Annotated in this window: 6 protein-coding genes; all 6 read left to right on the top strand. The window is 72.4% G+C overall.

Annotated elements, in window-relative coordinates:
• The first annotated feature begins 591 nt into the window (after positions 1-591).
• The 6 genes from ACFYX3_RS24040 to ACFYX3_RS24015 all read left to right on the top strand — a co-directional run bounded on the left by ACFYX3_RS24040 (position 592) and on the right by ACFYX3_RS24015 (position 13531).
• Positions 592-3525 (top strand): helix-turn-helix transcriptional regulator, encoded by a 2934-nt coding sequence (locus ACFYX3_RS24040; RefSeq protein ID WP_389016806.1) that lies wholly within the window; start codon positions 592-594, stop codon positions 3523-3525.
• A gap of 159 nt (positions 3526-3684) precedes the next feature.
• Positions 3685-3810, top strand: a complete 126-nt coding sequence (locus ACFYX3_RS24035) for a hypothetical protein (RefSeq protein ID WP_389016804.1) — start codon at positions 3685-3687, stop codon at positions 3808-3810.
• A 95-nt stretch (positions 3811-3905) separates the two neighbouring features.
• Positions 3906-7532 carry a S8 family serine peptidase gene (locus ACFYX3_RS24030; protein ID WP_389016802.1) on the top strand — a complete coding sequence of 1209 codons (3627 nt, stop codon included), beginning with the start codon at positions 3906-3908 and terminating at the stop codon, positions 7530-7532.
• Between the two features lie 31 nt (positions 7533-7563).
• Entirely contained in the window at positions 7564-8172 is a 609-nt protein-coding gene (locus ACFYX3_RS24025) for a hypothetical protein (protein ID WP_389016799.1), read from the top strand.
• Between the two features lie 115 nt (positions 8173-8287).
• Complete coding sequence (locus tag ACFYX3_RS24020) at positions 8288-10555, top strand: ATP-binding protein (protein ID WP_389016796.1); 2268 nt, start codon at positions 8288-8290, stop codon at positions 10553-10555.
• Between the two features lie 186 nt (positions 10556-10741).
• Positions 10742-13531, top strand: coding sequence for an AAA family ATPase (locus ACFYX3_RS24015; protein WP_389016793.1), 2790 nt, complete (start codon positions 10742-10744; stop codon positions 13529-13531).
• Positions 13532-13542: the final 11 nt, after the last annotated feature.

Genomic DNA, 13542 nt, shown 5'->3' with positions numbered 1-13542 from the left:
TCCTTCTGCACCATGCAATCACTCGTATGCGAGCGACGTCCAGATTTCGCCCCTCGCCGCTCGACCCGACCCGTTACGGTGAGTGGGGACACCGGGGCGACCGAACTCGAGGGCGGAGCACCGGCCATACCGCACCGGACGGCCCGTGCAACGTCGTCGTCCACCAGCACGCGCAGCGTGCCGGCACCGCCCTCTCATCAAGCCGGGGCCCGGGTTTCGGGTCGGCACCCTCGCCGGGCGGACCACAAGACGATTCATCGCATCGAACACGGCGTCAGCGACCCGAAGCCAGGGCTGTTCATCCAGGTCGCCGGTGCGGCGATGTCCCCGTTCCGGACGCACCATGTGGTGGACGACGCAGGCCGCAACCTCCCTCAGGGGCGACCGGAGGCCTTCACCGCCGCGGTCCCGGAGGTCCACGGCATGCGGTGACCCCGGCCGGACCCGTACACACCCTCATCCAGCCAAGTGTGTCCCGACTCCCGGTCCTGGGTGTGAGCTGCCGTCACGTATGCACACACCAATGACGCCGTCCCACACGTCGTCTAGAGTCGGCGTGGCGTACTGGCGGTCGGCTGACGGGATAGGGCGATGCTCGCAGACACCCCCACACCTGGTGGCCCGCTTCCAGCGCTGTCCGCGCCGCGGTTCGTCGGCCGGGACCGTGACCTGGACGCCCTCGGATCGGCGCTCGGACACACCCGCGCGGTCGTCCTGATCGACGGCGAGGCGGGCATCGGCAAGACCCGGCTGCTGCGTGAGTTCCTGGCGTCCCAGGCCGAGCAGGGGCGGCGCGCCCTGGTCGGCGCCTGCCTGGAGCTGCGGGTGCCGTACACCCTCGGGGCCGTGGTGGACGCGGTACGCGACGGCGTCGACGACGTCGCCGCGCTGGGCCTGAGCGGACTGGCGGGGGCGTTGCGACCCCTGTTCCCCGAGTGGGCCGGTGAACTCCCTCCGGCTCCGGAGACGCTGGAGGACGCCACCGCCGCCCGGCACCGGCTGTTCCGCGCGTTCACGGAGGTCCTCGGCCGGCTCGACGTGGACGTCCTCGCGCTGGAGGACGTCCACTGGGCCGACGAGGCGACGCTCGAGTTCCTGCTCTTCCTGGTCTCCCGCCGACCGCAACCGGTCAGCGTGGTGCTGACGTTCCGACGGGACGAGATACCGCAGGATTCCCTGCTACTGCGACTGTCCTCCCGGCTGCCCTCCGACGCCCGTCCCGTCCGACTCGCCCTGGGACCGCTGGATGTCGGCGAGACCGCCTCGTTCGTCTCGTCGATGCTGGCCGGCGGGCATGTGTCGAGGGAGTTCGCCGACTTCCTGCACACCCGCACCGAAGGAGTCCCCCTGGCGATGGAGGAATCGGTGCGGCTGATGCACGACCGGGCCGATCTGATCCACCGGGACGGAGGGTGGGCACGGCGTCGCCTGGACCGCATCGAGGTCCCGCCGACCATCCGCGACGCCATGCTCGAACGTGTCCAGCGGCTGCGGCCCGACTCCCGCACCGTACCCTTCGCGGTGTCCGTGCTGTCCGGCCCGGCCGACCACGCGACGCTGCGCGCCGTCACCGGTCTGCCCGAGGAGCGGTTCGCGGAGCAGGTGGCGGAGGCGCTCGGCTGCGGCCTGTTGCGCGAGGAACGGCCCGGGCAATGGTCGTTCCGGCACTCGCTGGCGTGCCATGCCGTGTACGACGTCATCCCGGCCGCCGAACGGCGTGTCATGCACCTCCGGGCGGGCAGGGCACTGGAGCGGTCGCCGCTGCCCCCCGTGGCACAGCTGGCCCGGCACTTCCGGCTGGCCGGCGAGGCCGAGGCCGCATGCCGGTACACCGAGGAGGCGGCCGACCTCTGTGTCCAGTCCGGTGACGTGGCCACGTCGGCGCTCCTCATCCACAGCCTCGTCACCACCACGCCGCTGCCCGCGGCTGCCCTGGTACGGCTGGTGACGAAGATCCAGTTCCAGGCCCTGCCCGGCTCCGACCCGCACTCGGCGATCGTCGCATCGCTGCGCTCCGCCCTCGGCAGCCAGGCCCTGACGCCGGTCGAGCAGGCGTCGGTCCGCTTCCAGACCGGCCGCGTGCTCATGGCGGCGGGCGAGATCGAGGAGGGCCGCCGCGAGATCCTCACCGCGGTACCCCACCTGGCACCGGGATCCCCGGAGACGGCACGCGCCCGGATCCTGCTGGCCCTGCCCCTGGGCGACGCACGACCGGTCTCGGAACACCTGCGGTGGCTGAGGGAGGTGCCGACACCGCCGCGGACCATGGGCTCCCTCGACCGGCTGCACCTCTCCGTGGACCGCGCGTTCGCCCTGCTGGCGCTGGGTGAGGAGGCCGGATGGGACGCCGCCCGCGAGATCCCGGACGACGTGCTGGATCCCCGGGCGGCGTCCTTCGTCACGGCGGGTCACACGAACATCGGCGAGGAGGCGACGCGGTGGGGACGGTACGACGAGGCCCGGGCACGACTGGCCAAGGCCCGTGACCTCGCCGAGCGACACCGCCTCCCCGACTACCTCGACAGCATCGCCTCCTCCAAGGCCCACCTCGACTGGTTCACCGGCGCCTGGCCGGGCCTCGCCGAGCGGGCGGCGCGCCTGGTCGACGACGACCGCGGGGTTCGGCAGAAGGACCGGTGCGAGGCGGCGCTCGTGGCCGGCCTGCTGGAGGCCGCGGCCGGAGACCGGGACGCGGCGAGGCGCTGGCTGCGTTTTGCCGGACGGGACGACCAGCAACGCGTCGAAGCCGCCGCCGCGCTGGCCAGGCTGTCCTTGCACGACGGAGACGTCGACGAGGCGCTCCGCGTCACCGACCAGCCCGCGGGGACCGCGGTCGGTGGCGGTCTGTGGTCCCGGGCCGTCGACTTCGTCCCGGCACGAGCCATGGCCCTGGCCGCGGCCGGCCGGCTCGGTCAGGCCACGGACGTGGTGACCGTCTTCGGAGAGGCGCTGGGCGACAGGGATGCTCCGGCCCCCCAGGCATCCCTGCTCCTGTGCCGCGCGATCCTGGCCGATGCCGAGGGGCGCCTCGCGGACGCCGCCGCGTTGTTCACCCGGGCCGCCACCGCGTGGGAGGCGCTGCCGCGCCCGTACGACGCTCTGCTCGCCCGGGAGCGCGCCGCCCACTGTCTCCTCGCGGACGGCCGGGAGGAGACGGCGCTGCCGCTGTTGTCCGGCATCGGGCAGGAACTGTCCGAACTCGGCGCCCACAACGACGCCGATCGGATCAAGCGTTTCCTCGCCGCGCGGTACGAGGGTGTGTCCACGGCGACCCGTGGCCGGGGACGTCCCGGCTACGGCAACCGGCTCTCGCCGCGTGAACGGGAAGTCGTCCGGCTGCTGGTCGAAGGCCTGACCAACCGGCAGATCGCCGACGCGCTCGTGGTGTCGGCGCAGACCGTCGCCAGCCAGGTGAGATCGGCGATGCGCAAACTGGACGTGACCTCGCGCACCGCACTCGCGGTCAGGGTCGTCGAGGCGGGCCTCGTCGGCGAGCCGAGCCGACGGCGCTCCGGCGACGAGTGAATTCCGCGCACCGTCCAGCAGTCGAAGAAAAGCCGGGCGGGTGAGCGGCGGGATTAAATCCCGCATCTGACCGATCGTGCCGGCGGCCTGCCCGATCGCACACTCGTCGCCATGCCGCCCCCCGACCCGCACGCGCCTTCGCCCGAAGGCGCCCCGTCCGTGACCGAGCATGCCCCCCGAGGCCGACCGGAGCCGTCGTCGACGCCACCGGTCGCGGCGGACGCCGCCCCTTCGGACGACGCGGGGGCTGATGCCGACGACATCGGCGAGTACGAACCGCTCTAGGCCGAACTCCTCCCACTTTCCCCGTCATTCCTCGCACAGGAGACTGATCGATGAGGTCAAGTGCAAGACAGCGCACCGGCAGACGCCGGGGTGCGGTGGCCGTAGGACTGACCGTCCTCGGCATGCTCGTGTCGACGACGGCGACCCACGCCGCCGAGCAGCCGCCGCCCTCCGGCGTCGCACAGAAGCCGTCCAGCGGCGCGCAGAAGAAGAACGCGACGGTCACCGCCGACGCCGACCTGGCACGGGTCGTCTCCGCGTCCGGCGGGTCCGTTTCGGTCACGCTGGTCACCGGCGACAAGGTGCACATCGGCGTCGACGACGACGGCAAGCCGGTCGTCCGCGACACCAGGAGCGCGCAGCGGTCCGACGGGCTGCCCGTCGTGTTCCACACCCTCACCCGCCAGGGCAAGCTGTACGTCGTACCCGACGACGCCCTCGCGCTGGTCGGCAAGGGACTGCTCGACTGGAGCCTGTTCGACGTGAGCCGACTGGTGAGGCTCGTCGCGGCCGGCAAGGACACCACGGTGCCGGTGCTCGTCACCTACACCGATGCGGCCGGAGCCGTCGCCAGGACGCGGCAGATCGCCGGGGCGTCCGGCGGGAGGGCACTTCCGAGCATCGACGGCCGCTCGATGAACATCACCGACAGCGGACGGTGGTGGCAGGAGGTACGGGGCAAGGAGGCCGCCACCGCGGCCGCCGCCCGGTCCGCCGGCTCCCTGGCCGGGGTCGAGAAGGTCTGGCTCAACGGCCTGGCGCGGATCGACCTCGACCAGTCGGTGCCGCAGATCGGCGCGCCCGTCGCCTGGGAACGGGGATACGACGGCACCGGCGTGACCGTGGCGGTCCTCGACACCGGTATCGACGCCACCCATCCGGACGTGGCCGGGAGCATCGTCGGACAGCGTGACTTCACCGGCAGCCCGGCCGGCGCCAAGGACGGGCACGGGCACGGCACCCACGTGGCGTCCACGGTCCTGGGCAGTGGCGCCGCGTCCAAGGGCCTGCGCAAGGGCGTCGCACCCGGAGCCAGGCTTCTGGTGGGCAAGGTCTGCGACGACAGCGGGCAGTGCCCCGAGGACGAGATCATCGCCGGCATGGAGTGGGCCGCCCGGTCGGGAGCCAAGGTCGTCAACCTGAGCCTGGGCGGTGACCCCACCGACGGCACGGACCCGCTGAGCCAGGCCCTCAACGACCTCAGCCGCAGCACCGGCACCCTGTTCGTGGTCGCGGCGGGCAACTCCGGTCTCTTCCCCCAGAAGGTCGTCAGCCCGGGTTCCGCCGACGACGCCCTGACCGTGGCGGCCGTCGACAAATTCGGTGAGATGGCGGGCTTCTCCAACCGCGGACCCCGCATCGGGGACGGTGCCGCCAAGCCCGACATCGCGGCTCCCGGCGTCGGCATCGTCGCGGCACGCGCCGCCGGCACGACCATGGGCGCGCCGGTGGACCAGTACTACACCGCGTTCGACGGGACCTCGATGGCGACGCCCCACGTGGCCGGCGCCGCGGCCATCGTCGCCCAGCAGAACCCGGAGCTGACCGGCCGGCAGATCAAGGCGCGGCTGATGGACACCGCCGTCGATCTCGGGCACGACCTGTACGCCCAGGGGACCGGCCGGGTGGACCTCGCGACCGCGACCGACCCGCGGATCGTCCCCAAGGGCAACCTGAACTTCGGCCGCCTGCCGTACCCGCAGTCGCCGACGACGAAGAAGATCACGTACACCAACCGCAGCGACAAGGCGATCACCCTGCACCTCACGATGCCGGTCTCCTTCGCCGACGGACGACCCGCCCCCACGGGCATGTTCACCCTCGGCACGGACAAGGTGGTCGTCCCCGCCGACGGGTCAGCAGAGGTGCCCGTGACCCTCAACGCGGGCGTGCTCGGCGCCGATGACGCCCACGGCACCTACAACGGGCTGGTCAGCGCCCGTGACGAGACGGGCGGCATACGGCTGAGCTCGGTCGTCCACGCCTTCGTCGAAGCCGAGGGGTTCCCCCTCACCCTCAAGGTCGTCACCCCGGCGGACACCACCGACGTGCGCTACGGAACCGCCACGTTCACCCCGGTCGACGACCAGGTGTACCTGCACTCGGGCCCGGCCGCCGAGACCGGCGCCGGCACCGTGACCAGGCAGCTCTTCCGCGGCACCTACGCGGTGCAGATACCGGTCGACTGGCGCGACGGTTCCGGTGCGTGGCAGCACGCCCAGCCGATCGCCCCGGAGGTCGCACTCACCAAGGCGACCACGGTCACCCTGGACCTGCGCAGGGCCAAGCCGCTGAGCGTGCGGTACCCGGAGGCCACCGAGACCTACTCGGCGGGCGACTACGTGAAGCGGGTCTCGGCGACCGGGGAGTGGACGGCGGGCACGTCGGTCAACTACGACTACGACGCCGGCGAGCCGAACTGGTGGGTGCTGCCCACGGAGAAAGTCCGACTGGGCACCTTCACCCATGACTTCTACAGTTCGGGGACCACTCCCGTCGTCACCATGCGCACCACGGGCGGCGGCGCCCCCGCCGGCCTGTCCCCGCGCTACGGGAGTCCGGACGCCGCGGTGACCACGACACAGGTATGGCTGGGCGACGACGGCGACCCGGTCTTCCGCGAGGCCGCGATCACGGTCCCCCGGCTGCCGCTCAAGGGGCGCCTGCGGGTGGTCCACGCCGGCACCGGCACCGCTGCCGAACTCGCGAAGGCGGACGTCCGGGGCAAGCTCGTCCTGCTGACCCCGACCGACATCTGCCAGCAGACCTGCGACTTCTCCCGGCTCCGGGACGAGCGGGTCGCGGCCGCTGCCACCGCCGGCGCCGTCGGAGTGCTGGTCGCGGCACCCGGCCTCACCTCGCTGGGCGGTCCCGGAGAGCTCGACCATTGCCCGGACGGGCCGCAGAGCTGCCCGGACATCCGGTCGTACGCCGCTCTGCCCGTCCTGACGGTGCCTCATGCCGAGGCCGAAGACCTGATCAAGCGACTCGGAGCCGACCGGGCGCACGTGGAGATCCGTCTCGGCGGCAGCGAAGTGCCGAGGGCGTACGCCGCCAGGTACCACGACGAGGGGCAGATCCGACCGAACGCCTACCGCGTCGAGAACGACGACCTCGACCGGGTCGACCTCCACTTCCACGCGACCCGGCCCGGAGTCGTCCACCAGCTGAGCTGGATGCAGTCGCTCCAGGCCACCCCCAACACCTCCCCGGTGGCCCTGCCGCACCCGTCCACGCGACGGAGCATGACCGCCTTCGTCAAGCGGCAGGACGACGCGATCAGCAGGTTCACCGCCTCCTGGGCCGAGACGACCGGGGCGTACTCCTTCCTGGCGCACAACCGCTCCGAGTCGAACGACCTGGTCCTCACCGGCCGGAACTCCCTCCACGTGAACGCGGGACCCTCCGTTCCGGGGGCCGTGCCCCAGGTGCGGACCGAGTCCGGCTTCACCGTCGGGGCCGGACCGTGCGCGGGATGCCGGCAGGGCGACGTCTTCTACCCGACCGTCTACCTGACCGGAAGCGGCGGCGGCCGCCAGGCTCTGATCGGAATCGTCGACAACGAACTTCTCACCAGCGAGTTCGCCGAGATCCCGACGTGCGGGCCGACCGTCTCGCCGACCTTGCCGAACCTCGACCACACCTGCGCCTTCAAGCTGCTCGACGCATCGGGTCGGGAGATCGAGAGCCGCACGGAGCCCCTGCCCGACGAGAACCGGTGACGGCGTCCGAATCCGCTAAGGAGACCCCAAGATGACCACCCGTGTGCCTTCGGCACGGCGCCGCAGAGGGACCCTCATGCTGTGCGCGGCCGCGACGATGCTGACATTGGCCGGCTGCAAGAGCGGTGACCTCGTCTCCTACGACCTGCCGGCGAAGTCGTCCCGGTACACGTTCGAGACGAAGACCGACGACTCCAAGACGGTCTGGGAATACACCTCCGCCGGAGCGACCAAGACCGACGCGCCCAAGCAGAGCCCGTGCATGGGCGACGTGCTCGGCACCAACAAGGCGGCCTGCCGACCCGAGCCGCTGATCTTCCTGCGCTACGACCTCGGCCTGGCCCTGGACAACACGGTCAAGGCGGGGGAGCAGCACGAGATCATCGTCACCGGCTACTACCAGCCACGCCTCACCGAGCCGCCCAGGGTGACCTCCCTGAAGGCGGAGACCACCTTCGACGGGGGCCGTACCTGGCACCCGGCGGCGACGAGAGCCACGGGGAAGAACACGTTCACCACGACGGTCGGGAACCCCCGCCGGGACCAGGCCGCCCAGGGCGTCGGGCTGAGAATCAGTGCGACCGACAGCCAGGGCAACACCGTCCGGCAGACCATCCCCACGGCGTACACCCTGCGTTGACGGCAGCCGCCCCGCGCGGCCGACAGGACGGGGCGAGACCGAGTCTCGCCCCGTCCTGCTGTCCCCCTCCTTGCTTTAATGAGCGTTCCAGAACAGAAAGCGCCGGGGGGCGGGTGTGGGCAGGACCGAGTTCGGGCGTCTGCTGCGGGAGGCACGGCAGCGCTCGCTGTTGACGCTGGAGAGCCTCGCGGAGGCGTCCGGGGTGAGCGTCCGGGCGATCAGCGACATGGAGCGCGGACAGAGCCTGCCACGGCAGGCCACGCTGAGCGAGTTGATGGACGCCCTGGAGCTCGACGAGGACGAGCGGCGACGGTTCCTCGAGGCGTCCGTGCTCCGCGCCGAAGGGCATGCCGGACGGGTGCCGCGACAGCTCCCGCCCGATCTCGCGGTGTTCCGCGGCCGCACGCAAGCACTGGAGACCGTGCGAGAGTTCACCTCCCGGATCACCGACCAGGGCGGACACGTGGTCGTCTCGGCGATCGGCGGGATGGCAGGTGTGGGCAAGACGGCTTTCGCCGTGCACTGGGCGCATCACGTCGCGGACCGGTTCCCGGACGGACAGCTCTACGTGAACCTGCGTGGCTTCGAGGACGCCGCACATCCCCTGGATCCGGCAGAGGCCCTGGGCGGATTCCTCCGTGCCCTCGGGGTGCCCGACAACGACATTCCTCGTGGCACCGAGAAGCGCGGCGCCCTCTTCCGGAAGCGGACCGAGTCCCGGAGGCTCATCGTCGTACTCGACAACGCACGCGACGAGGAGCAGGTCAGGCCACTGCTCCCGGCCTCGACCGGGTGCCTGACCATCATCACCTCGCGCAGCCGCCTGGCCGACCTGGCCACGAGGGAAGGCGCGCAGCTGGTCGGTCTCGACGTGTGGACCCGCGAGGAGGCGCTGGCCGCGCTCTCCGCACGAATCGGCGAAGACCGCTGCCGGACGGACCCGAAAGCCGCCGCCCGACTGGTGGAGCTGTGCGGATACCTGCCGCTGGCGGTCGCGATCGTCGCGGCGCAGCTGAGCGCGATGCCGCAGCTCCCCCTGCGCGTGGCGGTACGGGACCTGCGGGGGACCGCACCGCTGCTGGACGCGCTGTCGGCCGGGGCCCGACGCAGCGACGTCCGGGCCGTGTTCTCCTGGTCGTACCGGGCCCTGCCGCCGGAGACGGCCGTTCTCTTCCGGCACCTGGCCCTGCACCCCGGCCCGTCGGTGTCGGCGGCGGCCGCGGCCTCCCTCGCGGGGATCGGCGTACCGGAAGCCCGGCGGCATCTGCGCCGGCTGGCTTCGGCGAATCTGTTGTCGCGGGACGCGGAGGGCAGGTACGTCCTGCACGACCTGGTGAGGGTCTACGGCGTCGAACTCGTCGAGTCGGAGCAGGACGACGGTCTGGGCGCTCGGACCCGGCTGCTGGACTATCTGCGCCACAATGCCCAGGCGGCCAACCGTTTCCTCGGGATCACCGTGGCGGACGAGGACGTTCCGTTGGCCGACGGGGTGGTGAGCGTCCCGCTCGACACCCGTGAGGAGGCGCTGGCCTGGTTCCGTCAGGAGGAGGCGACCGTCTCGTCGGCCCTGCGTTCCATGGACGATCCGCGGCTGCTGCGGTTCCGCATGACCCTCACACAGGACTGGGTGAGCTACTACTCGCTCATGGGCCGCTGGAGCGAGGAGATCGCCGCCAAGCGGATCGGCCTGGACGCCGCTCTGCAGTTGGACGACCCGGCCGCCATCATGGGGAACGCCTCGCACCTCGCCCGTGCTCTGGCGGAAACCGGGCAGGCCGCCGACGCGGACCGGCACGTCGAGCTGATGCTCGGGCAGCTGCACCGGCTCGGCCCCGTGGAACGAGCGGTCGCCGAACGGACGGTGGGCTGGGTGCGCGGCCGGCAGAAGCGCCATGACGAGGCCCTGCGCCACGCCCGCAACGCGCTGGACATCTACCGCACGCTCGGAGACGACCGGGCCGCGGCCCGCGAGATGAACGCGGTGGGCTGGTACCTCGCACTGCTCGGCCGGTACGAGGAGACGATCGAGCTGTGCAAGGAGGCGATCCCCTTGCTCCAGCGCTACGACAACCTCCGTATCGAGGCGGCCGCCTGGGACACCATGGGCTACGCCCGGCATCGCCTCGGCGACCTCGGCGGCGCCGTCGCCGACTACCAGGAGTCCCTGCGGGTCTACGGAGATGCCTTCGACGACTACAACCAGGCCGAGGTGCTCGAACACCTCGCGACGGCGCAGCAGGAACAGGGCTCTCGTGCGGAGGCACGGGCGAGCTGGCTGCGGGCAGCCGAGCTCCTGAGTACGATCGACAGCCCGCACGCGGCTCGGATGCGGGCCAACGCGGAGGCGCTGGACGCTTCCGGAGCATCCTCGGAACAGGCCTGACATCAGGTTGCGCAGGCGCGGCACGTCACGCCTGCAGCCATCGACCACCTGCGCCTCCTCCATGCGGAAGGCAAGCTGCATGCGAACTGCCTGGCCCCGCGGACGCCGCTCCGGTGGGATGGGGGGGCGACAGGAGAGCGCCGGCCCCGGCCCGGCGGGAACGCTCGCCTGGGAACAGGGGCAGCGATGAACGACACGCAGACCAGGCTCTCCCGCCGCACCGGAGGTGAGGCGGGCAACCACTCGTTGTCGCTGATGGCGCCGCTCCCTCAGCCGGCGGCGGACACCGGGATCATCGGTCGCGACGCCGAACTGCGGGCGTTGCGGGATCTTCTGCTCGAGGCCACGGTGCACGGGGCGACCCGGGTGGTGTGCGGTCACGCCGGCTCGGGCAAGTCGGCGCTGCTCGGGGCAGCGGTCCGGGCCGCGACCACCGCCGGTCTGCGGGTGCTGCACGGTGCGGGCATCCGGGGCGGGAAGCCGTCCGACCTCTCCGGGCTGCGGCAGATCGTCTGGCCGGTGCTGGGTCCAACGGGCAGGTCCTTGAGCGGTGGGCGGCCCGATGTGCTGGAGATGCTGCTCGTCGACGGCACTCCGCCCTCGGCCGACCGTTCACGGCTGGCGTTCTCCGTTCTGGAGATGCTGGAGACGGTCAGTGCGGAGCAACCCCTGCTCGTCGCGGTGGACGACTGGGACGCGCTGGACGAGCCCAGTCGCGAGGTGCTGTCCTTCGTCGCCCGCCGGACCACCGGCCCCCGGATGGCCTTGCTGATGACCGCGCGACCGCACCGCAGCCGCCTGGCACCCCTGGACGGCCTCCCGGAACTGCGGCTCCGCCCGCTCACGCCCGGCCGGTCCGCCCGTCTGCTGGCGGCCCGGCGTCCGGGCCTGGACGCCCAGGCCGTGCGCGAACTGCTGGGGACCGCCGCCGGCAACCCCCTGGCACTGCTCGAACTCCCGGCCCGCTCCGAGGACTCGGTGCCCCACGTCCCCGTCTCCTCCGACCGACTGGCCGCCGCCATGGCGCCGGGCGCCGCACGCCTGCCGGCGGGAACCCAGGACCTGCTGCTCGTGGCCGCCCTGCACCCGGCCGGCGACCTGCCCCTGTTGCTGTCGGCCGCGTCACGGATCGACGGAACCGAACTGGGTTTCACGACGCTGGAACCCGCCGAGCGCGAGGGTCTGGTGGAGTTCGACGGAATGCGGCTGCTCTTCGGCCACCCCGCGACAGCGGGTGCGATCGTGCACGGCACCGATCCGCGGCGCATCCGTACCGCGCACGCCGCCCTGGCGCACGTGCTGGCGGACGGTTCGGTGCGCATGCTGTGGCACCTCTCCCAGAGCATCGAGGGACACGACCCTGACCTGGCCGGCCGTCTCGAATCCGTGCACCAGCACGCGCTGGAGCAGTGTGAGCCGGTCATGGCCGTACGGCTCCTGCGGCGTGCGGCCGAGCTGTACTCGACGCCCGAGGACCAGGGCCGCTGCGCCTTGCGGACCGCCCAGCTCGCACACTCCCTCGGCCTGGAGCGCATGACCCGGACCATGGCGCACCGCGCACTGAGCCGGCCACTGGGCCCGCTGGGCGTGCTGTGCGCCGAGGCGCTGGCACGGACCGGCGGCACGCCGCTTCCGGCCGACCCCGCCGCATGGCCCGACCCCGATGGCCCGGCCGCACAGGTGGACGGGCTGGAGCTGGCCCGGATCACAGCGCCCGCCCTCGTGGGCGATGGCACACGGGCCGAGGCGCTGCTCGCCTTCCTGGACGGGATGCCGGACCGCGCGGACGACCCGCGGCTGTTGCTGGCCATGGCCACCGTCGGCCCGGTCCGTCGGGCCGCGACGGTCCTCGCGGGCGTCCACGCGGTCCGGAACCTGGCGGACCTGCCCGTACGTGACGTCCAGTATCTGGGTGAGGCGGCACTGGCGGCCGGCGACCCCCTGCGCGCCGTGGGCCTGTACCGACAGGCCGAACGCCGCCACCGCTTCCACGACGCGCTCGACCAGCTGCCCCCCGTACTGCTGAGGCAGGGCCTGGCGCACCTGGCCACGGGCGACTGGGGACAGGGCAGCCACGCGCTGCGGCGGTGCGTGGAGCTGGCCGAAGCCCACGGCCAGGACCACCACGCGGCGGCGGCCCGTCTGCTGGAGAACCTGCTCCGAGCACTGCGTACCGGTGGTACGGTCCCGCCCGGCACGGCACGAGAACTGGCGGCCGCACGGCGCTCGGTCCGCACGATCGACGCGGTTCTGGCCGTCGGTGCGGCCCGCGCGCAGGTGGAGAAGGGGGACCTCGAGGCCGCCTTCCCCACGCTGTCGGCTCTCCTGGGCCGCCCGCAGGTCAGCGCGGCGGCCATGTTCGCGCTGGTGGCGTTCGCGGAGGCCGCCGAGGTCGCGAACGCCACCGCGGAGGCGCGGGCCGTGCTCGACCGGCTCGAGGAGCGTCTGGGCGCGGAGTGCGCCCCCGACGCGGCCGCCCGCTTCACGGTGGCGCGAGCCATCCTCGCGGACGACCACGAGGAAGAGGAGCTGTTCGAGCGGGCGTTCGCCCAGGACCTGTCCGGCCGGCCCTTCCTGGAAGCACCGCTGCGGCTGGCCCACGGGCGGCGCCTGCGGCGCCGACGGCGGTTCGCCGACTCCCGGACGGCCCTGCGGCAGGCGGCGGCCACCTTCACGATGATGGGTGCCGAGGCACGGGTCGCGCAGATCGCCGCGGAACTGCGTGCTTCCGGCGAACGGCCCGAGACCGGCAGCACGGCCGGGGCCGACCACACCGCACCGCGCGACCTGCTGACCCCGCAGGAACTGCGCATCGCCGAACTGGCCGGCAGCGGCCGGTCCAACCGGGAGATCGGCGACCTCCTCGGTCTTTCACCGAGGACCATCGGGGCGTACCTCTACCGCATCTTCCCCAGGCTCGGCGTGACGGCGCGGGCGCAGCTCACCGAGGTCCTGCGGGAGCACCGGCAGGCCTGAGACCGCCGGCA

Origin of the sequence: Streptomyces sp. NPDC002463, assembly GCF_042889835.1 — a bacterium.
Taxonomy (GTDB): domain Bacteria; phylum Actinomycetota; class Actinomycetes; order Streptomycetales; family Streptomycetaceae; genus Streptomyces; species Streptomyces nymphaeiformis.
The sequence above is the reverse complement of the archived record's forward strand: the minus strand, read 5'-3'. Positions and strand labels throughout refer to the sequence as shown.

Excerpts from the sequence above, each read along its gene's own strand:
- ACFYX3_RS24025 (WP_389016799.1), top strand. The coding sequence starts at position 7,564 with ATGACCACCCGTGTGCCTTCGGCACGGCGCCGCAGAGGGACCCTCATG.
- ACFYX3_RS24015 (WP_389016793.1), top strand. The coding sequence starts at position 10,742 with ATGAACGACACGCAGACCAGGCTCTCCCGCCGCACCGGAGGTGAGGCG.
- ACFYX3_RS24040 (WP_389016806.1), top strand. The coding sequence starts at position 592 with ATGCTCGCAGACACCCCCACACCTGGTGGCCCGCTTCCAGCGCTGTCC.